This window comes from Halopseudomonas yangmingensis, assembly GCF_900114825.1.
GTDB classification, from domain to species: Bacteria; Pseudomonadota; Gammaproteobacteria; order Pseudomonadales; family Pseudomonadaceae; genus Halopseudomonas; species Halopseudomonas yangmingensis.
Genome location: NZ_FOUI01000003.1, coordinates 65,302 through 86,709, shown reverse-complemented (window position 1 = coordinate 86,709; position 21,408 = coordinate 65,302). Strand labels below are relative to the sequence as shown.

Here is a 21,408-nt window from a genome sequence, read left to right as displayed (position 1 = left end):
TCTGGTAAACTGCTCCATCTGCCCGGAACCGCTTACCCTCAGCGGCAACACTCCGGCCTCAGATCCAACCGAGAGAGCACGACATGAGCGTCAGCATCAAAACCGCCGAAGACATCGCCGGCATGCGCGTGGCTGGCCGCCTGGCCGCCGAGGTTCTGGAAATGATCGGCGCGCACGTTCGCCCCGGCGTGACCACCGACGAACTCGACCGGCTCTGCCATGACCACATCGTCAATGTGCAGAAGGCCATCCCCGCCCCGCTCAACTACGGTGCCGCCCCTGGCCGCCCAGGCTTTCCCAAGTCAATCTGCACCTCGATCAACCATGTGGTCTGCCATGGCATACCCAACGACAAGCCGCTGAAGAGCGGCGATATCGTCAATATCGATGTCACCGTGATCAAGGACGGCTACCACGGCGACACCAGCAAGATGTTCATGGTCGGCGAGGTTCCCGAGTGGGCCGAACGCCTGTGCAAGGTCACCCAGGAATGTCTGTACAAGGCCATTGAGGTGGTTCGTCCCGGTGCCCGCCTCGGTGATATCGGCCAGGTGATCCAGGACCATGCGCATGCCAACCACTACACGGTGGTGCGCGACTACTGCGGTCACGGTATCGGCAAGGTATTCCACGAAGAACCCCAGGTGCTGCATTACGGCCGCGCCGGCACCGGACTGGAACTGCTGGAAGGCATGACCTTCACCATCGAACCGATGATCAACCTGGGGCGCGCCGAAACCCGTTTGCTCGGTGACGGCTGGACTGCGATCACCAAGGACCGCAAGCTGTCGGCGCAATGGGAACACACCATTGTTGTCACCGCCGACGGTTGCGAGGTGCTGACCCGCCGCCAGGAAGAGCAGTTCGGCTAAGCCGTCAACAACAGGGTCATCCCGTGGACAACGAACTTTTCGACAGCGCGCGTTTTGCCAGTGAACTGGCCAGCGGCAAGCCGCCGATCAGCCTGTTCCGCAGGACTATCGAGAATGCCAACAGGGTGCTTGAGGCACGCTTTCGCGGCGGCCGCGACATCCACAAACTGACCCATGATCGCGCCTGGTTTACCGACTGCCTCCTGCGCCAGGCCTGGCAACTGCATTTCCCCGAACAACCGGCAGGCATTGCCCTGCTGGCCGTTGGTGGCTACGGCCGCGGGGAGCTGCACCCGCACTCGGACATTGACCTGCTGATCCTGTTGCAGAACGATCACCAGCCGTTCAGCACCCCCATTGAGCGCTTCCTGCTGTTGCTCTGGGATATCGGCCTGGAAGTCGGCCAGAGTGTGCGAAATATCGAAGAATGCGCCGAACAAGCCCGCGCCGACCTGACAGTCATCACCAACCTGATGGAATCACGCACCCTGTGTGGCGACGAGCAATTGCGCCAACAGATGCTGGTCGCCACCGGTCCGGATCGCATGTGGAGCTCGGCCGAGTACTTTCGTGGCAAGCGCGCCGAGCAGCAGGCCCGGCACCGCAAGTACAACGACACCGAATACAACCTTGAGCCGAACGTAAAGACCTCGCCCGGTGGCCTGCGCGATATCCAGACCATCGCCTGGGTTGCCCTGCGCCACTTCGGCACCAACGACCTGGGCGAACTGGTGGAGCGTGGTTTTCTTAACCAGAGCGAATACAGCATTCTCGCCGCTGGCCGCGCTTTCCTCTGGCAGGTACGCTTTGCCCTGCACATGCTCGCCGGCCGTGCCGAGGACCGTCTGCTGTTCGACCACCAGCGCGCGCTGGCGCGCCTGATGGGATTCGACGACAAGGACGAGAAGCACGCCGTGGAGCGTTTCATGCAACGCTACTTCCGCGCCGTGATGTCGCTGTCGGAGCTGAACGACCTGCTGCTGCAGCACTTTGACGAGACATTGCTGCGCGATGCAGAAAATGCCGACATCCAGCCGCTGAACAGTCGCTTCCAGATTCGCAACCACTACATCGAGATAATCCAGCCACAGGTATTTCGCCGCACACCCTCGGCCATGCTGGAAATCTTCCTGTTGATGGCGCAGAACCCGGAAATCCGCGGCGTTCGTGCCGACACCATCCGCCTGCTGCGTGACAACCGGCACCTGATTGACGACCGCTTCCGCGCCGACATCCGCAACACCAGCCTGTTCATGGAGCTGTTGCGCTGCCCGCAGGGTGTGCACCGAAACCTGCGGCGCATGCACCGCTACGGCATTCTGGGCCGCTACCTGCCGGAGTTCGGCCGGATTGTCGGGCAGATGCAGCACGACCTGTTTCACATCTATACGGTGGACGCGCACACGCTGAACCTGATCAAGCACCTGCGCAAGCTTGGCTACCCTGACTATCAGGAAAAATACCCGCTGGCCTGGAAAATTTTCAGCCGGCTGCCGAAACCCGATTTGCTGTATATCGCCGGCCTCTACCACGACATCGCCAAGGGGCGCGGCGGTGATCACTCGGAACTCGGGGCCGAAGACGCGCGCCTGTTCTGCCAGCGTCACAAGCTGCCAGCCTGGGATACCCACCTGGTCAGCTGGCTGGTGGAAAGCCACCTGCTGATGTCGACCACCGCCCAGCGCAAGGACATTTCCGACCCGCTGGTAATCCATGATTTTGCCGTACTGATGGGCAATCAGGTACGCCTTGACTATCTGTATGTGCTGACCATCGCCGACATCAACGCCACCAACCCGAGCCTGTGGAACTCCTGGCGCGCCGCGTTGCTTCGCCAGCTATACACCGAAACCAAGCGCGCCCTGAGGCGGGGTCTGGAGAATCCGCCGAACCGTGAGGAGCAGATCCGCCAGACCCAGCAGGCAGCACTGGACATCCTGGTGCGCAGCGGTATTGATGAGGACGATGTCGAAGCACTCTGGACCCAGCTTGGCGAGGACTACTTTCTGCGCCACACCGCCAGTGACGTAGCCTGGCATGCCGAGGCAATCATCCAGCATCCGGCCAGTCTGGGCCCACTGGTACTGATCCGCGAAACCGCCCAACGCGAGTTCGAGGGCGCCACCCAGGTCTTCATCTACACCCCGGACCAGAATGACCTGTTCGCCGCCACCGTGGCCGCCATGGACCAGCTCAACCTGAGCATTCAGGATGCGCGCATCATCACCTCGACCAGCCGCTTCAGCCTCGACACCTATATAGTGCTTGACGCCGATGGCGATTCGATCGGCGACGACCCCCAGCGTATCCGCCAGATTCGCCAGAGCCTCACCGAGGCGCTGGCCAACCCTGATGAATATCCGGCAATCATCCAACGTCGGGTGCCGCGCCAACTCAAGCACTTCGCCTTCCCCGCCGAGGTCAACATCTTCAATGACCCGCAGGGACTGCACACCATCCTTGAGCTGAGCGCACCGGATCGTCCCGGTCTGCTGGCGCGCATGGGACGGATCTTCCTGGATTTCGACATCAGTGTGCAGAACGCCAAGATCGTTACCTTGGGCGAGCGCGTGGATGACGTATTCGTGCTGACCGACGCTGACAATCAGGCGCTCTCCGACCCTGAACTGTGTCGCCGACTACGCGAAACCATCATCAGCACTCTGGACGACAGCAACCAGCCCGCTACCGATCATTCGGCGCCGATACGTATCGGCCACTGAGGACAGTCATTGATGAACCACGACCTGCAACTGCTGCAGCCCTATCCCTTCGAAAAACTGCGTGAACTGACTGGCGGTGTCACACCCAACCCGCAGTTGCGGCCGATTTCGCTGTCGATTGGCGAGCCCAAGCACCCGTCCCCGCAGCCGGTACTGGACACACTGGCAGCCAATCTGGACAAGGCCGCGGTATACCCCACCACTCTGGGTCTGGCCGAATTGCGCCAGGGCATCGCCGACTGGCTGTGCCGGCGCTTTGCACTGCAGGACATCGACCCAGCCAGCCAGATACTGCCGGTCAATGGCACCCGCGAGGCGCTGTTTTCCTTTGTCCAGGCGGCGGTAACCCGTGACCCGCAGGGGCTGGTGGTCAGCCCCAACCCGTTCTACCAGATCTATGAGGGTGCCGCCCTGCTCGCCGGGGTGCAGCCGCACTACCTGGCCTGTGATGCCGGCAACGGCTTTATCCCGGACTTCGATAAGGTCCCCGTGGACATCTGGCAACGCTGCCAGCTGCTGTTTATCTGCACCCCGGGCAACCCGACCGGCGCAGTGATACCGCTGGATACCCTGCAGCAACTGATCCACCTGGCCGACCAGTACGACTTCGTGATTGCCTCGGATGAGTGCTACAGCGAAATTCACGCCCCCGGCCAGCCCGGCCCGGTCGGCCTGCTGCAGGCCTGCGCCGCCATCGGCCGGCATGACTATGCGCGCTGCGTGGTGTTCCACAGCCTGTCGAAGCGCTCCAACCTGCCGGGCCTGCGCTCCGGCTTTGTTGCCGGCGATGCGCAACTGCTGGCGCCGTTCCTGCAGTACCGAACCTACCACGGCTGCGCCATGCCGGTGCAGACCCAGCTGGCCAGCCTGACTGCCTGGCAAGACGAGACCCACGTCGAGGAAAACCGCCAGCAGTACCAGGCCAAGTTCGATGCGGTGCTGGACATCCTTGGCGACGTAATGGATGTGCAGCGTCCGGACGCCGGCTTCTACCTCTGGCCACGCACACCAATCGACGACGAAAGCTTTACCCGCCGCCTGCTCGCCGAGCAGAACGTCGCGGTGGTACCGGGCCGTTACCTGTCCCGCGAGGTTGACGGGTATAATCCCGGCGCCGGGCGAATCCGCCTGGCACTGGTGGCGCCGCTGCAGGACTGTATCGAAGCGGCGCAGCGCATCCGCACGCTGATCGAGAGCCTGTAGCCCATGATCACCCTGTATGGCATCAAGGCCTGTGACACCATGAAAAAGGCCCGCAACTGGCTGGATCAGCAAGGCGTGGCCTACCAGTTCCACGACTACAAGAAAGACGGTATCGACGCCGAACGGCTGAGAGCCTGGTGCAACGAGCACGGCTGGGAGATCCTTCTCAACCGTCAGGGCACCACCTTCCGCAAACTGGATGATGCGGACAAACAGAACATCGACACCGACAAGGCCATTGCCCTGATGCAGGCCAACCCGTCGATGATCAAAAGACCGGTACTGGATACCGGCGAGCGGCGTCTGGTGGGCTTCAAGCCCGAGCTGTACGCCAGCGCCTTCGACTGACACTCCATGCACCTGCAGCCCAAGGAATCACCCATGAGCGAATGTTTCAGCCTGGCCTTCGGTATCGGCACCCAGAACAGTGCCGGTGACTGGCTTGAAGTCTTCTACCCGCAGCCACTGCTCAACCCCGAGCCGGCACTGGTCAAGGTCATTGCCGAACAGCTCGGCTACACCGGTGGCAATCAGGCGATCGCCTTGGCCACCAGCCAGTGCGGCACCCTCGGCAAGCAACTGGAAGCCGCCGGCTTTGCCGAACAGGGCGCCCTGGCTACCCAGCTGGAAGGCAGCGACCGCCCGCTGGTGGTGACTATTCTCGCCACCGATGAGGCACCGAGCTCGACCCCCGAGGCCTATCTCAAGCTGCACCTGCTGTCACACCGACTGGTCAAGCCGCACCAGGTGGTGCTGGCCGGCATTTTCCCGCTGCTGCCGAACGTAGCCTGGACCAACCAGGGCGCCATCGACATCAGCGAACTGCCGCAGCGCCAGCTGGCCGCGCGCATGCGTGGTGAAACCCTTAACGTGCATGGTGTCGACAAGTTCCCGAACATGACCGACTACGTGGTGCCCAGCGGCGTGCGCATCGCCGACACCGCCCGCGTGCGCCTCGGCGCCTATGTGGGCGAAGGCACCACGGTGATGCATGAAGGCTTTATCAACTTCAATGCCGGTACCGCCGGCACCAGCATGGTCGAAGGCCGCATCTCCGCCGGCGTATTTGTCGGCAAGGGCTCAGACCTGGGTGGCGGCTGCTCGACCATGGGCACCCTGTCCGGTGGCGGCAATATCGTTATCTCGGTGGGTGAAGGCTGCCTGATTGGCGCCAACGCCGGTATCGGCATTCCGCTGGGTGACCGCTGCACCGTCGAGGCCGGCCTGTACATCACCGCCGGCATCAAGATCGCCCTGCTGGATGACGCCGACAAACTGGTCAAGGTGATCAAGGCCCGCGAACTGGCCAACCAGAGCGACCTGCTGTTCCGCCGCAACTCGCAGACAGGCGCCATCGAGTGCAAGACCAACAAGAGTGCCATCCAGCTCAACGAAATGCTGCACGCGCATAACTGATGGCAACTGCCTGAACTTTTCAGGCGCCCACAAAAAAACCCGGCTTGCGCCGGGTTTTTTGTGCTCTGGACTCAGTAACCGAGGGCGAAGTCGTCTTCGGCCATGGCCATGAGGTTGTCGGCACCGGACAGCATGGCGTCAACGTGGGTGCGGGTACGCGGCAGGATGCGCTGGAAGTAGAAGCGCGCAGTCTGCAGCTTGGCCTTGTAGAAGGCCTCCTCAGTGGTACCGGCAGCCAGCTTCTCGGCCGCCAGACGTGCCATGTCAGCCCAAAAGTAGGCCAGGCAGGCGTAGCCGGAGTACATGCAGTAGTCCACCGCAGCAGCACCGACCATTTCACGATCCTTCATCGCCGCCATGCCGATCTTCATGGTCAGCTCGCCCCACTCCTTGTTCAGCTGGGCCAGCGGAGCAACAAACTCCTTGACCGCGTCGTTGGCTTCATTGGTCTGGCAGAACTTGTGCACGATCTTGGTGAAGCCTTTCAGTGCCTCGCCCTGGGTCATCAGTACCTTGCGGCCCAGCAGGTCAAGGGCCTGGATGCCGGTGGTGCCTTCGTACAGCATGGAGATACGGGCATCACGCACGTTCTGCTCCATGCCCCACTCGGCGATAAAGCCGTGGCCACCGTAGATCTGCACGCCATGGTTGGCCGCTTCGAAACCGACCTCGGTCATGAATGCCTTGGCGATCGGGGTAAGGAAGGCCAGCAGGGCGTCGGCCTGCTTCTTCTGCTCGGCATCCTGGCTGTTACGGATGATGTCGACCTGCTTGGCGGTGAAATACACCATGGCACGGTTGCCTTCGGCAAAGGCCTTCATGGTCAGCAGCATACGGCGCACGTCAGGGTGCACGATGATCGGGTCGGCCGGCTTTTCCGGCGCCTTGTTGCCAGTCAGCGAACGCATCTGCAGACGCTCACGGGCATACTTGATGCCGCCCTGGAAGGCCACTTCAGCGTGGGCCAGGCCCTGCAGCGCGGTACCCAGACGGGCAGTGTTCATAAAGGTGAACATGGCGTTCAGACCCTTGTTCGCCTCGCCGATCAGGTAGCCGGTGGCGCTGTCGAAGTTCATTACGCAGGTAGCGTTGCCGTGGATACCCATCTTGTGCTCAAGCGAACCACAGTTGACGCCGTTACGCTCGCCCTTCTCGCCGTTGGCGTCGGGCAGGAACTTGGGCACGATGAACAGCGAGATACCCTTGGTACCGGCCGGTGCGTCAGGCAGGCGAGCCAGCACGATGTGCACGATGTTCTCGGCCATGTCGTGCTCACCGGAGGAGATGAAAATCTTGGTACCGGACACCTGGTAGGAGCCGTCAGCCTGCGGCTCGGCCTTGGTGCGCAGCATACCCAGGTCGGTACCACAATGCGGCTCGGTCAGGCACATGGTGCCGGTCCACTGGCCGGATACCAGTTTGGTCAGGTAGACGTGCTTCTGCTCGTCGGTACCGTGCAGATCGATGGTGTTCATCGCGCCATGCGACAGACCGGGGTACATGCCCCAGGACCAGTTGGCCTGACCGACCATTTCACTGATTGCCAGACCCAGCGAGTCCGGCAGACCCTGGCCGCCGTGGGCCGGGTCGTGCGACAGGCTCGGCCAGCCGCCTTCTACGTACTGATCATAGGCCTCTTTGAAACCGGTCGGGGTCTTTACGCCTTCCGGACTCCAGGTGCAGCCTTCGGTGTCGCCGACACGGTTGAGCGGAGCAATTACCTGCTCACAGAACTTGGCACCTTCCTCGAGGATGGCATTGACCATGTCCGGGGTGGCTTCTTCGCAGCCTGGCAGGCTCTGGTAGTGTTCTTCATAACCCAGCAGTTCGTCACGAACGAAACGGATGTCACGCAAGGGAGCCTTGTAATCGGGCATGGTTCCAGACCTCAACAGTGTTATCGGATTGCTTGGGGAGGCAGCCTGTGGCTGCAGTTTTATTTGCACCGCTCGGGCGGTGTTTCAAACGCACGTTTGAAACTTACGTTTAGGTCAGACCTTTGTCAACCCCCACATGAATGATTGTGTATCGACAGAGGTGATCGCCCGCCCCCAATACGCCGGCCGGGATAGCAAAACAGGGTGTATCAGATAGTGAGGGAAATGCCGGAAGCAGTCTGGCTACTGGCAGCCACTGCACGGTAATCGTCAAGCTGTGCTGCAACCGAGCGGGGCACGGGATCAGCTTGTGATTCTGCTGTCTCGTCTTCAGCGGGTGAGGTGGCAGGGGAAGCTCCGTCATCTTGTTGCTGCAACAATTGCGCGCGTGCTTCGATCATCTGGCGGCCCGCCTCGGCGGCAATCGAGCGATCGGCTGCCGAGGGTTGCAGTGGCGCCAGCGCAGCCCGTTGGACCTGCTGCATTTTTTGCAATGTTGCAGCCGGGTCACCCGGAATCGGGCTGATATCAATGGGTACCGAACCGCCGATGGCATACATGCGCCCATCAGGGCCGCGCTGGTAGTTGTAACTTGGTGCGCCAGCATACTGCCCGCCAACCGCCTTGTGCGCCTGTTCATGGGCTCGCACCTCGCGGTCACGCATCGCCAGCTCGCGGATTTCCTGTTGCATTTGCTCAAGCACCCGAGCCTCGGCACGGGCCAGTGCCGATTCAGCCTGACGTACGCGCACATCATCGGCATCCGACCGGCCACCCTCTGCAGGGGGCGGGCTTTGAGCAGCTGCATCGGCTTGCGGGGAAGCAGTTCCTGTCGCAGAAACAACAACACCCCCGGCTGCAGGGCGCAACCCGGAGGTGTTGGGGATATAACCGACCGCAGCCGGAGCAATACCGTTCATATCGGTGGGGATGTCAGCCTGCGGTCAGGCGGTAACATCCAGCAGGGTACCGAGCACTTCATCGGCCGTATCGATTACCGAGGCACCGGCCTCAACTTCGCGACGGCCCTGTTGCAACTCGACCAGACTGTCCACCAGGTTGACCGGACGATTGGTCTCGACTGGCGTGCTGGCAACCGGTTGCGGGTTGGCAGGCTGGGCCGGAACGGCGCTTGCCGCAGCAGGATCTTCCGGCATCGACACACGGGCAATGTCGCTTGCCGCATTGGTCATCCGGTACTGGCCTTGACGTACACCGTTGAGGCCCGCAGACATCACATCAAGCATGGCCATAGGATTTCTCCACTGAGAGGTTCGAACTCATTCAAGCACAAGAGCACGGCAAGTGGTACCGCCGCCGGTCGGATCACACCAGCGGCGCGATATCAAGATGTGTCGCCACGACGTCTGCGGTAGCGTTCGGCAGCCAGGGCACAACACCCAGACAGGGTGCCTTGAGCAGTTGCCGCAGAGTCTGCAGATTCTCCTGCGGACGACTCATCTGCGGGTCGACATGATTGGCCACCCAGCCAGCCAGGGTCAGGCCGCTGGCGGCAATCGCCTCGGCGGTCAGCAGCGCGTGGTTGATGCAGCCGAGGCGCATACCCACCACCATGATCACCGGCAGGCGCAGATCCACCGCCAGATCGGCAAGGGTCTGCCGGGTGTTCAGCGGCACCCGCCAGCCACCCGCCCCTTCCACCAGCGTCAGGTCGGCGTTGCGGTCAAACACCTGCAGGCAGGCACCGGCGAGCAGCTCCATGGTCAGCGCCACACCCTCCTCGGCGGCGGCAATATGCGGTGCAATAGCCGCTTCCAGAGCAATCGGGTTGATCAGTTCGTAGGCCAGCGGCGGCTGGCACTCGGCCTGCAACGCCAGCGCATCATCATTGCGCAAGCCTTCGGCGGTCTGTTCGCAACCCGCCGCCACCGGCTTTACCGCAGCAGTGCTCAGCCTGCGGCCGCGCGCTGCATGCAGCAGAGCTGCCGCAACAGTGGTCTTGCCAATTTCGGTATCGGTACCGGTAACAAAGTAACGTCTGGCCATCTCACGCCTCCTGTTTCAACAGTATCTGAGCCACCTGCCAGCTGGCCGGCAGGCCCCGATCGGTTCGAAAGGCTTCATAGGCTGCCGTCAGCGCCTGCAGGCGGGCACGCCCGGTCAGCCCGCCGGGTCGCCCCGGATTGATATTGTGGGCGCCCAGCGCCTTCAGTTCGCGGGTCAGTCCGGACAGCTGCGGGTAGTGCATGACATGGGTTTCAATCTCACAATGCACCTCGGCAAAGCCGCTGGCCTCAAGCATCTGCTGCAGGGACTGGCGGGGACTGAAACGGTTCACATGCACATACCCATCCACCTGCTGCCAGCTGTCACGCAGCTCGACCAGCGAACCATCGACCAGGGTGGAAAAGGCCATGATGCCGCCAGCACGCAACACCCGGCGGGCCTCGGCCAGTGCCTGTGGCAGATCATTGCACCACTGCAAGGCCAGACTGGAGAACAACAGGTCCTGACTGGCGCTGCGCAGCGGCAAAGCCTCGGCATCGGCGGCAACCCAGCCGGCTGCCGGTGGTAACGAGGGCTGCTGCCGCGCATGCCGCAGCATGCCCTCGGCCAGATCCAGCCCCAGAACCGGGCGGCCATAATGACTGGCCAGCGCCCGGGTGAAATACCCGGTCCCACAGCCCAGATCGACCAGTGCCTGCGGTTGCAGACCCGCCGGCAACCGGGCCAGCAGGTTGTGTCCCACCCGACGCTGGAAGGCCGCGGCCTGATCATAGGTGGCCGCCGCACGACCAAAGGAGTCGGCGACCTGCCGCTTGTCGAACAACGGCTGGTTCATGGCGCGCCCTGCAGAAAGCCGGCAATCTGCCCGGCCAGCCAGTCCGGCTGCTGCAGTGGCAGGGCATGACAGGCTTGCCCATGCAGCAGCACCTGTTGCTGCGGTGCCAGTTGCCGCAAGGCCTCTGCAGCCGCCGCCGGCACCAGCTCATCCTGACCAGCCAGACAATGCAGCTGACTGCCCGCAGCGGCGCCACGCATGGCCGCACGGTTGTCCAGCAGACCAAGCAGGGAAAGTGCCTGCAGGCGTTGCAGCGGATCGGCCTGATCCCACTGCAGCTGCTTGACCAGTTCACGGGGCTGCTCCGCACCCTGGGTCACCAGCAGGCCAAAGCGCCGCAGAGTGCGCTCCGGGCTATCGCGCATGTTCTGCAGAAAAGTCTTATAGGTATCCACCGGCATGGCTGCTGACCAGTCGGCGCGGGCCACAAAACAGGCATTGCTGGCCAATGTGACCACCCGGGTAAAGCGCTGCGGAAAACGCCGTTGCAGTTGCACCGCCAGCATGCCGCCCAGCGACCAGCCGATCAGCGGACCATCCGGCAGGGCGGCGGCCAGCGCCTGCAGGTCATCCTCCAGGCTCGACAACTGCAGCGGCGGCAGTTCGCAGAGCCCACAGCCGACACCCGGCAGGCGCTCGACCAATGCATCGGCCAGCGGCTCCAGATTGCTGGCGGACAGCGCCCAGCCGGGCAACAGGCTTATTTCAGTCATTTGTTACCTCCGGCAATTCCTTGATTGAATCAGCCAGAGCTTGCAGCAAGCGGTCGATATCCTCCAGCTGGTGTTCGGCCGACAGTGTTACACGCAGTCGGGCAGTGCCGCGTGGTACGGTAGGCGGGCGTATGGCGCCGACCAGCAGACCACGACGACGAAGCGCCGCAGACAGTTGCAGGGCACGCTCGCTACTGCCCAGCACAATCGGCTGGATCGGCGTCGGGCTGTCCATCAGACTCAAACCCAGCTCGCTAACCCCGGCACGCAAACGGACTATCAACTGCTGCAGGTGCTGGCGGCGCCAGCCTTCCTCGCGCAGCAACTGCAGGCTGCGCAGACTGGCACAGGCCACCGCCGGTGGCTGGCTGGTGGTGTAGATATAAGGGCGGGCAAACTGGATCAGCGTCTCGATCAATGCTTCGCTGCCGGCAACAAAGGCGCCGGCGCTACCAAAGGCCTTGCCGAGGGTGCCGACCAGTACCGGCACCTGCTCAATACCCAGCCCGAAGTGCTCGACGATGCCGCCGCCGTTACGCCCCAGACAACCGAAGCCGTGGGCGTCATCGACCATCACCCAGGCGTTGTGGTTACCGGCCATGGCGCACAGCGCCGGCAGCTCGGCCAGATCTCCGTCCATGCTGAACACACCGTCGGTGACCACCAGGGTATTGCCTTCGGCACGACTCAGGCGTTTGCCCAGGCTATCAACATCGTTGTGCAGGTAGCGCGAAAACCGTGCGCCACTGAGCAGGCCGGCATCCAGCAGCGAGGCGTGATTGAGACGATCCTGCAGCACCGTATCGCCCTGCCCGACCAGCGCGGTAACGGCAGCCAGGTTGGCCATATAGCCGGTGGATAGCAGCAGCGCCCGGGGCCGGCCGGTAAACTCGGCCAGGGCTTCCTCAAGAGCATGGTGCGCAGCACTGTGACCGGCCACCAGATGCGAGGCGCCGCCACCCACTCCCCAGCGGCGCACCCCCTCGATCAGCGCCTCGCGCAGCTGCGGATGACTGGCCAGACCCAGATAGTCATTGCTGCAGAACGACAGCAGCGCCTGACCATCCACCACCACCCGCACCCCCTGCGGTGATTCGAGCAGCGGGCGCTGGCGGTACAGGTGGGCGGCATGGCGCTCGGCCAGGCGGGCAGACAGATCAAAGGGCATAGGGCTCACGCAGCGGCAGGCAGTCAGCGACAGACATCAAGCCGCGCCAACGGCAGGTGGATTGATCAATAGGTATATCAGCGCCGTCACACTGGCCGCCGGCAACCTTTCACCAGCGGCATCCAGCAGGCATCAGACCGCTGCGTTGACAAACAGGGCGCTGTCGCGCTGCTCCACCAGTGCCTGTTCGATAGCCGCCTGGTGGACCTCGTCATCATGCTCTTCGCGCTCCTCGGGCTTGATGCCCAGACGCTGAAACAGCAGCATGTCGCGGTCTGCCTGCGGGTTGGCGGTGGTCAGCAGCTTGTCGCCGTAGAAAATCGAATTGGCCCCGGCAAAGAAGGCCAGCGCCTGGGTCTGGTCGTTCATTTGTTCACGCCCGGCGGACAGGCGCACGTGGGACTTCGGCATCATGATCCGGGCAACCGCCAGGGTGCGAATAAAGTCGAACGGATCAACATCCTGCTCCTCGGCCAGCGGCGTACCCTTGACCTTGACCAGCATATTGATCGGCACGCTTTCCGGATGTTCCGGCAGGTTGGCCAGCTGGATCAGCAGACCGGCACGATCCTGCAACGACTCACCCATACCGAGAATGCCGCCGGAGCAAATCTTCATGCCGGCATCGCGAACATAGGCCAGCGTTTGCAAACGGTCGCTGTAGGTACGGGTAGTGATGATATTGCCGTAGAACTCCGGCGAGGTATCCAGGTTGTGGTTGTAGTAGTCCAGCCCGGCCTCGGCCAGGGCGGCAGTCTGTTCCCTGGTCAGCTTGCCCAGGGTCATGCAGGTTTCCAGCCCCAGCGCCCGCACCCCACGCACCATCTGCAGCACATAGGGCATGTCCTTGTCCGAGGGATGTTTCCAGGCCGCGCCCATACAGAAGCGGGTAGCACCGATGGCCTTGGCACGCGCAGCCTCGTCCAGCACCTTCTGCACTTCCATCAGCTTTTCCTTGTCCAGCCCGGTGTTGTAGTGGCCGGACTGCGGGCAATACTTGCAGTCCTCCGGGCAGGCACCGGTCTTGATCGACAGCAGGGTCGACACCTGCACACGGTTCGGATCGAAATGCTGGCGGTGCACACTCTGGGCCTGAAACAGCAGGTCGTTGAACGGCTGTTGGAACAGGGCCAGTACCTCGGCCTGGGTCCAGTCATGGCGAAGTGCGGATTGCGTCATGGAATGCATCTCTGGTGATTGCCGCCAGCCGGCGACGGGTTCAGTCTGTGCGCCAATCATAATGTCAGCATGGAGACTGTCAACCATTTATGGTGCTAAAGGTTTACAACTGGCTAAAAAACAACCTATCGCAATCCTGCATGCTCTGCCTTAGCCGTACCCGGCTGAATCACCACGGGATCTGCGATGGCTGCCTGGGTGAGCTGCCCTGGCTGCTGCATGCCTGTCGCCAGTGCGCCCTGCCGCTGGATGGCATGGCCGACCTGTGCGGGCAGTGCCTGTCGCACCCGCCGGCGTTCAGCCGCAGCCTGGCAGTGTTCAGCTACAGCTTCCCGGTGGATCGGCTGATTGTGGCCTTCAAGCACCACGACCAGCTGGGCTATGGCCGCCTGCTGGCGGAACAGTTACTGCAGCAGGTACGCCATGCCGATCGCGAACTGCATCCTTTGCCTGACCTGTTGCTACCGATGCCGCTGCACCCGCGCCGGCACGCCCGACGCGGCTTCAATCAGGCACTGGAACTGTGTCGACCACTGGCTGCTGGCCTGCACCTCCCACTGTCGCGCAACCTGCTACTGCGCACCCGCAACACCCGCACCCAGCAAAACCTTAACGCCAGTGAGCGCCAGCACAACTTGCATGGCGCTTTCCACTGCCCGCAGCCGGAAAAACTTGCAGGACTGCATCTGGCATTAATTGATGACGTAATGACCACCGGCACCAGCGCCGACGAGGCCGCGCGCACGCTGATGCAGGCCGGCGCCGCGAGTGTCAGTATCTGGTGCGTGGCACGCACCCCGGAGCAGCAGGCAAACCGTTAGCAATCTATTGCCGGACAACTGCTGGACGGCAATAGATTGCTTCAGGCCTGCGGCCTTCGCCATGACGGCGGCGTAACTTCGCACCAGCTCAATGAAGCAACAGCCAGACTCGACCTGCTGCTGCGCAACCTATAGCCTATGCCCCGACGCCCGCGCGCCCTGCCCGGTCGCATCCCGTTGCGGAGTTCCCCCATGTCCAGCCACCCGTTTGCCAGCCTGACCCCGGATACCGTGCTGGATGCGGTGGAGTCGCTCGGACTGCGCAGCGATGCGCGGATCATGGCGCTGAATAGTTACGAAAACCGGGTCTTCCAGGTCGGTATCGAGGATGGCGAGCCGCTGATCGCCAAATTCTATCGGCCCGACCGCTGGAGTGACGCAGCGATCCTTGAGGAACATGCGTTTGCCTTTGAACTGGTCGAGCGCGAGATCCCGGTGATTGCGCCCAACCAGTACCAGGGTCAGAGCCTGTTCGAGCATGCCGGCTTTCGTTTCAGCCTGTTCCGCCGCTTCGGTGGACGCGCGCCGGAGTTCGACGATCCCGATCAGCAACTGATGCTCGGACGCCTGCTCGGACGCCTGCATGCGGTGGGCGCCATGCGCTCGTTCGAGCATCGCCCGGCACTGGATATTGACAGCTTTGGCGATCAAAGTCTGGCCTGGCTGCGTGAGCATGACAGCGTCCCGCAGGCCCTGCGCGCCGCCTACTTCTCGGTGGCGGACGATCTGCTGGCACAGATCCGCCAGCGCTTTGCAGAACACCCCTACAATTCGATCCGTCTGCACGGTGACCTGCATGTCGGCAATATCCTGCAGCGAGATGAACTGCTGTACATGGTCGATCTGGACGATTGCCGTATGGGCCCGGCGATCCAGGATCTGTGGATGATGCTATCCGGCGAGCGCGACCAACGTCAGGCGCAGCTGGCCGAACTGGTCGATGGTTACAACGAGTTCCACGATTTCGACCCGCGCCAGCTGCAGCTGATCGAATCACTGCGCAGCTTGCGGCTGATCCACTACAGCGCCTGGCTGGCCCGGCGCTGGGAAGACCCGGCATTTCCCATGCACTTTGGCTGGTTTGCCAGCGAACGCTACTGGGCCGATCAGATTCTTACCCTGCGCGAACAGCGTGCAGCACTCGACGAGCCGGTGTTGCGCCTGTTCTGAGCCCGACCGCCACACCGACTGGATTGCCACGGCACTGTGCGCTTGGTAATGACAGTGCAGTCTGGTCTGGCCTGATCCGCCTGCATAAGGGTTATCAATGCCGGTTTTCAGCCGGGTGGCAGTGCGCATACACTCGACCGGCTATCAACAGAGGTGACCGTCATGACCGACATTCTGCCCGATGCCCGCAATCTGGCCTTTGAACTCTACGAAGTACTGGACGCCGAGGCGCTGACCCGGCGCGAGCGTTTCGCCGAGCACAACCGCGAGACCTTCGATGCCGCGATCCAGACTGCCCGCAGCATCGCCGAGAAGTATTTCCTGCCGCACAACCGCAAGAATGACGAGAACGAGCCACAGTATGTCAATGGTGCCGCCGAGCTGATCCCCGAGGTCAAGCCGGCGGTCGATGCCTTCCTGGAGGCCGGTTTCCTCAACGCTACCCGTTCCTTTGAGCAGGGCGGCATGCAGCTGCCCAACCTGCTGTCGCAGGCCTGCTTTACCCAGTTCCAGGCGGCCAACATTGCCACCTCGTCCTACGCCATGCTGACCATGGGTGCGGCCAACCTGATTGAGAACTTCGGCAGCGAGGAACAGAAACAACGCTACCTGCAACCGATGATCGAGGGCCGTTTCTTCGGCACCATGGCGCTGACCGAACCGCATGCCGGCTCCTCGCTGTCGGACATCCGCAGCAAGGCCGAGCCGCACGCCGATGGCAGCTACCGCCTGAAGGGCAACAAGATCTTTATCTCCGCCGGCGACCACCCGCTGTCGGAGAACATTGTGCACATGGTGCTGGCCAAGCTGCCCGACGCACCGCCCGGGGTGAAGGGCATCAGCCTGTTTATCGTGCCGAAGTTCCTGGTCAACGATGATGGCAGCCTGGGCGCACGCAATGACGTGACCCTGGCCGGCCTGTTCCACAAGATGGGCTGGCGCGGCACCACCTCCACCGCACTGAACTTCGGTGACAATGGCAACTGCGTTGCCTATCTGGTCGGCAAGCCGCACCACGGTCTGAACTACATGTTCCAGATGATGAACGAGGCACGTATCGGCGTCGGCATGGGCGCGGTGATGCTCGGCTATGCCGGCTACCAGTATTCGCTGGACTACGCGCGCAACCGCCCGCAGGGCCGCATGCCCGACGGCAAGGACCCGACCAGCCCGCAGGTGGCCATCGTCGAGCATGCTGACGTCAAGCGCATGCTGCTGACCCAGAAGGCCTATGTCGAAGGGGCCTATGATCTGGGCCTGTACGCCTCGCGCCTGTTCGACGACACCGAAACCCTGCCCAGTGAGGAAGAGCGTCGCACCGCGCTGGAGCTGCTCGACCTGCTGACACCGATCGTCAAGTCCTGGCCCTCGGAGTTCTGCCTGAAGGCCAACGAGCTGGCGATCCAGATTCTTGGTGGCCACGGCTACACCCGTGAATACCCGGTCGAGCAGTACTACCGCGACAACCGCCTGAACCCGATCCACGAGGGCACGCACGGCATCCAGTCGCTGGATCTGCTCGGGCGCAAGGTGGTGATGAACAATGGCGCGGCACTCAAGCAGCTGTCGGCACTGATCCAGAACTGCTGTCGCAAGGCGGCCGAACACAGCGAACTGGATGCCCTGCGCCAGCCGCTGGAGGCACTGCACACGCAGATCGGCAAGGTCACCCTGACGCTGCTCGGCAATCTCGGTCAGGGCAAGGTCAACGAGGCGCTGGCCAACTCGGCGCTGTACCTGAATGCCTTCGGCCATATGGTGATCGGTTGGCGCTGGCTGGAGCAGGCGATCCGTGCCCAGCAGGGGCTGAACGCCGGCAATCCGGCGGATGCCGACTTCTACCGCGGCAAGCTGCAGGCGGCACGCTACTTCCTGACCTGGGAAGTGCCCGGCTGCGCGCATGCACTGACCCTGCTGGAAAGCCTCGACCCGACCTGTCTGGACATGCGCAACGAGTGGTTCTGAGCCCGTCCCCGGAACCTTTTGCCGCTGTGGCACTCCGAGTGATCCCGGAGTGCCACAAGGTCCAGCCCCATCTGCTTCCCTTGCGCCCTCCGGCAGTCTAACCTTCGTTTTTCGATTGCCCGGTAGCCAACCATGCGTCTGACCGCTTCCCTCCAACTCCTGCTGCTCGCCCTGTGCCTGCTGTGTACGCCCGCACGGGCCCAGCAAGCCGACCTGAATGAAGCGCTACAGAGCGTCCGGGCCAGCCTTGAAGCACTGCCCGACAGCGGTGCCAGCGAGGCCGAACGCCGCGAACTCCAGGAAATCTTCCAGCAGACCATCGGCTTTCTGCAACGTAGCCAGAGCCTGCAGGGCGAACAAGTTGCTCTTCGCGAGCAGATCGATCGGGCTCCCCAGTCCAGTCGCGACGTTCGCCTGCAACTGGAGCGGCTGAAAACTGTGGACGGCGAGACGCTCCGCCGCAATGCCGGGCGACAGGATCTGGTAAGCCTGGAGCAGGCACTCGAGCTGCGTGTCACCCAGATGTTCAACTGGCAGAACGAACTGACCGCCGTCAACAGCGAACTGATTGCTGCACAAACGCGTCCTGAACGCACCCAGAACAGCGTCACCGCCAACCAGAATCGCGAACTTGCGATCAATGAACAGCTGCGCAACCTGCAGCGCCAACCGAGCTCGAACATCAATCAGGCACGCATCGGGCTGTTGCGCTCGGAGCTGCAAAGCCTGCAAATATCAACGGAGCTGCTACAACAGCGACTGAACAACAATGCCGTACTGCAAGACCTGGCTAACCGCCGTCGCGACCTGCTGACCCGGCAAATTGCCGATATAGAGCAGGAAATCCAGATATTTCAGGAGCTGATCAACAACAAGCGCCTGGCAGATTCGGAACAGACCTTGAGTGAAGTCAGCGCTGGGCTTGATGCCGACAACCACCAACTGCTTCGTCAACAGGCCAGTATCAACCGACAACTCAGTGAAGAATTGCTGCGTGCAACCACCGAAGTCGGTGAATTGACCCGGAAAAACCTGCAGACCCGACAGCAGATTGACAGCCTCACGCAGATCGACCGCGCCCTCGAGCAGCAGATCGATGTGCTTAAAGGCAGCCTGCTATTGTCACGCATACTGCATCAGCAAAAGAAAGCTCTGCCACAGCTCAGGGTGGATGGCTCGCTGGCAAACCGGATTGCCGACCTGCGCCTGCGCCAGTTCGAACTTAACCAGATCCGCGAGGAACTGGCCAATCCTGCCGAATATGTCGAGCGTCAACTGGCCTCACTGCCAGAGCAGCAGCGCGAGGGACTGGTCAGCGACCTGCAACAACTGGCCAACCATCGCCTACAACTTTCAGAGCAACTGAGCAGCAATATTGACAGTCAGCTCAGCCTCGCTGTCAGCCTGCAGATCAACCAGCGTCAACTGCAACAACTCAGCAGCGACCTGCAACGGACTATCGACGACCAACTGTTCTGGGTAGCCAGTAACCGCCCGATCGACCGGCACTGGCTTCATGCTCTACCGACGCAGCTGGTCGACGAGTTGCAGAAACTGCATCTGCACCGGCTGGCAGTCGAGTTACTGCATCTGTTGCTGGGTGAATGGCCATGGTTCCTGCTGTTGGCATTACTGATGGGTGTTTATGCCTGGCGCCGCCCGCTGCTGCGACAGCAACTGCACAGACTTCATCAGGATGTCGGACATTTCCGCGAGGACAGCGGCTGGCATACGCCCAAGGCCCTGTTACTGACTACCCTGCTTGTCCTGCCGCTACCCCTGCTTATGCTGACCTGCAGCTGGCTACTGTGGCGTGGCGCGCAGCCGGCGATGCCACTGATGTCAGCTGTTCTGTTGCAAATGGCACTGGCCTGGCTGGTAATCCACCTGATGTATCGGGTACTGGATCCACAAGGCATCGCAGGCCGACATTTCCGTTGGGATAACGCGTTGGTACAAAGACTGCATCGACTGACCGGTCGTGGCAGCTGGGTATTGCTGCCATTGGTGATTGTGACCACGTTGGGCATGCAACAGCCTGATCAACTGAGCAGTTCAGTACTGAACCGTATGGTTATGATTGGTGGGCTGATCGGCTACGCCTGGTTGCTTGGTCGTCTGCTCTGGCGCAGCCAGCCCCTCTACAGTTCACGGCTGGTCCACCTGAGCATCACGCTGATTCTTACTGCGGTACCGTTGATACTGGCTGGCATGACCTGGCTGGGCTACCAGTACGCTGCGGTCAAGCTCGCCGCACGCTTTATCGACAGTCTGTATCTGATCGTTCTGTGGATGCTGCTGGACGGTACGCTGGTCCGCAACCTGAACGTTGCCGGTCGCCGGCTGGCCTGGCAACGGGCGATGAGCAAACGTGCCACGACTACCCGAGAGGGTATTGAAGGAGAAGTCCAGGTTGAAGTTCCCGAACTGGATATCCGCCAGGTCAATCAGCAATCCCTGCGCCTGTCGCGTCTACTGCTGACACTGGGCTTCGGCGTCGCATTGTATTTCACTTGGTCCGACCTGATCAGCGCCACGTCCTACCTTCAATCGGTGACTCTGTGGGAATACAACAGCGGCACAGCCGATAATCCGCTACTGGTACCCATGAGCGCCGCCGATGTGCTGGGCGCGCTGGTAATAGTGCTCCTGACAGTGACCCTGGCGCGCAACCTGCCGGGCCTGCTGGAAATACTGCTGTTGTCCCGCCTGAACCTGGCGCAGGGCAGCGGCTATGCCATAACCACCCTGCTCAGTTATGCCATCGTCAGCATCGGCGTGATTACCACGCTATCGGCTTTGGGGGTCAGCTGGAACAAGTTGCAGTGGCTGGTGGCGGCACTCAGTGTTGGTCTGGGTTTCGGCTTGCAGGAAATCTTCGCCAACTTTGTTTCCGGCCTGATCATCCTGTTTGAGCGGCCGGTACGCATTGGTGACGTGGTGACCATCGGCAACCTGTCCGGCACGGTCAACCGAATCCGTATCCGCGCCACCACCATCACCGATTTCGATCGCAAGGAAATCATTGTCCCGAACAAGACCTTCGTCACCAGCCAGCTGATCAACTGGTCGCTGAGTGACACCGTCACCCGCGTCACCATACGCATTGGCGTGGCCTACGGCTCGGATCTGCAGAAGGTCCGTGAACTGCTCTACCGGATTGCCAATGGCAACTCGCGGGTACTGCGTGATCCGGAACCCATGGTGCTGTTCCTGAATTTCGGCGACAGCACCCTGGACCACGAACTGCGCATTCACGTTCGCGAGTTGCGTGACCGCAACCCGGCCATCGACGAGATCAACCGGGAGATTGACCGGCTGTTCCGCGAGCACGGTATCGAGATCGCCTTCCGCCAGATGGATATCAACCTGCGCAACAGCGAAGGACTGGAGCGGCTGGTACTCAGCAGCAAGCCGCAGGCGGCGAGCTAAAAGACAGGGGAATGCGGGGCAGTTGCACAGGCGTTCAGCAACGCGGCCACCGGCAACCTGTTCAGG

The 21,408-nt window shown here is 61.9% G+C and carries 17 protein-coding genes; 9 read left to right on the top strand and 8 right to left on the bottom strand.

Annotated features, from left to right (window positions below):
• Window positions 1–83 precede the first annotated feature (83 nt).
• The 5 genes from map to dapD are packed head-to-tail and all read left to right on the top strand — an operon-like array spanning window position 84 to window position 6,214.
• Window positions 84–872: a type I methionyl aminopeptidase gene (map, locus tag BMZ23_RS04545; RefSeq protein ID WP_093473344.1), complete on the top strand. Its 789-nt coding sequence runs from the start codon at window positions 84–86 to the stop codon at window positions 870–872.
• A gap of 23 nt (window positions 873–895) precedes the next feature.
• Entirely contained in the window at window positions 896–3,595 is a 2,700-nt protein-coding gene (locus BMZ23_RS04540; protein WP_245748116.1) for a [protein-PII] uridylyltransferase, read from the top strand.
• 12 nt (window positions 3,596–3,607) lie between these two features.
• Window positions 3,608–4,798 carry a succinyldiaminopimelate transaminase gene (dapC, locus tag BMZ23_RS04535; RefSeq protein WP_093473338.1) on the top strand — a complete coding sequence of 397 codons (1,191 nt, stop codon included), beginning with the start codon at window positions 3,608–3,610 and terminating at the stop codon, window positions 4,796–4,798.
• 3 nt (window positions 4,799–4,801) lie between these two features.
• Complete coding sequence (locus BMZ23_RS04530) at window positions 4,802–5,146, top strand: ArsC family reductase (RefSeq protein ID WP_093473335.1); 345 nt, start codon at window positions 4,802–4,804, stop codon at window positions 5,144–5,146.
• A 33-nt stretch (window positions 5,147–5,179) separates the two neighbouring features.
• Window positions 5,180–6,214, top strand: a complete 1,035-nt coding sequence (dapD, locus tag BMZ23_RS04525; RefSeq protein ID WP_093473332.1) for a 2,3,4,5-tetrahydropyridine-2,6-dicarboxylate N-succinyltransferase — start codon at window positions 5,180–5,182, stop codon at window positions 6,212–6,214.
• Window positions 6,215–6,285: 71 nt separating this feature from the next.
• On the opposite strand, the gene BMZ23_RS04520 is transcribed toward dapD, so the two are convergent.
• The 8 genes from BMZ23_RS04520 to bioB all read right to left on the bottom strand — a co-directional run bounded on the left by BMZ23_RS04520 (window position 6,286) and on the right by bioB (window position 13,954).
• Window positions 6,286–8,091: a phenylacyl-CoA dehydrogenase gene (locus tag BMZ23_RS04520; protein WP_093473329.1), complete on the bottom strand. Its 1,806-nt coding sequence runs from the start codon at window positions 8,089–8,091 to the stop codon at window positions 6,286–6,288.
• Between the two features lie 209 nt (window positions 8,092–8,300).
• Window positions 8,301–8,843, bottom strand: a complete 543-nt coding sequence (locus BMZ23_RS04515) for a putative metalloprotease CJM1_0395 family protein (RefSeq protein WP_245748115.1) — start codon at window positions 8,841–8,843, stop codon at window positions 8,301–8,303.
• A gap of 192 nt (window positions 8,844–9,035) precedes the next feature.
• Window positions 9,036–9,344: a hypothetical protein gene (locus tag BMZ23_RS04510; protein ID WP_093473324.1), complete on the bottom strand. Its 309-nt coding sequence runs from the start codon at window positions 9,342–9,344 to the stop codon at window positions 9,036–9,038.
• A 73-nt stretch (window positions 9,345–9,417) separates the two neighbouring features.
• Window positions 9,418–10,098, bottom strand: coding sequence for a dethiobiotin synthase (bioD, locus tag BMZ23_RS04505; protein ID WP_093473322.1), 681 nt, complete (start codon window positions 10,096–10,098; stop codon window positions 9,418–9,420).
• A 1-nt stretch (window position 10,099) separates the two neighbouring features.
• Complete coding sequence (gene bioC / locus BMZ23_RS04500; protein ID WP_093473319.1) at window positions 10,100–10,894, bottom strand: malonyl-ACP O-methyltransferase BioC; 795 nt, start codon at window positions 10,892–10,894, stop codon at window positions 10,100–10,102.
• Complete coding sequence (locus BMZ23_RS04495) at window positions 10,891–11,607, bottom strand: alpha/beta fold hydrolase (RefSeq protein WP_093473316.1); 717 nt, start codon at window positions 11,605–11,607, stop codon at window positions 10,891–10,893. Before BMZ23_RS04495 ends, bioC begins: the two co-directional genes overlap by 4 nt.
• Entirely contained in the window at window positions 11,600–12,775 is a 1,176-nt protein-coding gene (gene bioF / locus BMZ23_RS04490; RefSeq protein ID WP_093473311.1) for an 8-amino-7-oxononanoate synthase, read from the bottom strand. Before bioF ends, BMZ23_RS04495 begins: the two co-directional genes overlap by 8 nt.
• A gap of 132 nt (window positions 12,776–12,907) precedes the next feature.
• On the bottom strand, window positions 12,908–13,954 hold the full coding sequence (gene bioB, locus BMZ23_RS04485; RefSeq protein WP_093473655.1) for a biotin synthase BioB: 1,047 nt from the start codon (window positions 13,952–13,954) through the stop codon (window positions 12,908–12,910).
• A 140-nt stretch (window positions 13,955–14,094) separates the two neighbouring features.
• Between bioB and BMZ23_RS04480 the strand changes: the two genes are divergently transcribed.
• The 4 genes from BMZ23_RS04480 to mscK all read left to right on the top strand — a co-directional run bounded on the left by BMZ23_RS04480 (window position 14,095) and on the right by mscK (window position 21,342).
• A complete protein-coding gene (locus BMZ23_RS04480; RefSeq protein ID WP_245748114.1) occupies window positions 14,095–14,775 on the top strand; it encodes a ComF family protein in 681 nt (226 codons plus the stop codon).
• Between the two features lie 192 nt (window positions 14,776–14,967).
• Window positions 14,968–15,945 (top strand): serine/threonine protein kinase, encoded by a 978-nt coding sequence (locus BMZ23_RS04475; protein ID WP_093473305.1) that lies wholly within the window; start codon window positions 14,968–14,970, stop codon window positions 15,943–15,945.
• Window positions 15,946–16,107: 162 nt separating this feature from the next.
• Window positions 16,108–17,910 (top strand): acyl-CoA dehydrogenase, encoded by a 1,803-nt coding sequence (locus BMZ23_RS04470; protein ID WP_093473302.1) that lies wholly within the window; start codon window positions 16,108–16,110, stop codon window positions 17,908–17,910.
• 132 nt (window positions 17,911–18,042) lie between these two features.
• Window positions 18,043–21,342: a mechanosensitive channel MscK gene (gene mscK / locus BMZ23_RS04465; RefSeq protein WP_093473299.1), complete on the top strand. Its 3,300-nt coding sequence runs from the start codon at window positions 18,043–18,045 to the stop codon at window positions 21,340–21,342.
• The last annotated feature ends 66 nt before the right edge of the window (window positions 21,343–21,408 follow it).

Coding starts and splice junctions, on each gene's coding strand:
- BMZ23_RS04475 (WP_093473305.1), top strand. CDS start 14,968: ATGTCCAGCCACCCGTTTGCCAGCCTGACCCCGGATACCGTGCTGGAT.
- mscK (WP_093473299.1), top strand. CDS start 18,043: ATGCGTCTGACCGCTTCCCTCCAACTCCTGCTGCTCGCCCTGTGCCTG.
- map (WP_093473344.1), top strand. CDS start 84: ATGAGCGTCAGCATCAAAACCGCCGAAGACATCGCCGGCATGCGCGTG.
- BMZ23_RS04495 (WP_093473316.1), bottom strand. CDS start 11,607: ATGACTGAAATAAGCCTGTTGCCCGGCTGGGCGCTGTCCGCCAGCAAT.
- BMZ23_RS04480 (WP_245748114.1), top strand. CDS start 14,095: ATGCTCTGCCTTAGCCGTACCCGGCTGAATCACCACGGGATCTGCGAT.
- bioB (WP_093473655.1), bottom strand. CDS start 13,954: ATGACGCAATCCGCACTTCGCCATGACTGGACCCAGGCCGAGGTACTG.
- BMZ23_RS04530 (WP_093473335.1), top strand. CDS start 4,802: ATGATCACCCTGTATGGCATCAAGGCCTGTGACACCATGAAAAAGGCC.
- BMZ23_RS04510 (WP_093473324.1), bottom strand. CDS start 9,344: ATGGCCATGCTTGATGTGATGTCTGCGGGCCTCAACGGTGTACGTCAA.
- bioF (WP_093473311.1), bottom strand. CDS start 12,775: ATGCCCTTTGATCTGTCTGCCCGCCTGGCCGAGCGCCATGCCGCCCAC.
- bioC (WP_093473319.1), bottom strand. CDS start 10,894: ATGAACCAGCCGTTGTTCGACAAGCGGCAGGTCGCCGACTCCTTTGGT.
- BMZ23_RS04520 (WP_093473329.1), bottom strand. CDS start 8,091: ATGCCCGATTACAAGGCTCCCTTGCGTGACATCCGTTTCGTTCGTGAC.
- dapD (WP_093473332.1), top strand. CDS start 5,180: ATGAGCGAATGTTTCAGCCTGGCCTTCGGTATCGGCACCCAGAACAGT.
- bioD (WP_093473322.1), bottom strand. CDS start 10,098: ATGGCCAGACGTTACTTTGTTACCGGTACCGATACCGAAATTGGCAAG.
- dapC (WP_093473338.1), top strand. CDS start 3,608: ATGAACCACGACCTGCAACTGCTGCAGCCCTATCCCTTCGAAAAACTG.
- BMZ23_RS04470 (WP_093473302.1), top strand. CDS start 16,108: ATGACCGACATTCTGCCCGATGCCCGCAATCTGGCCTTTGAACTCTAC.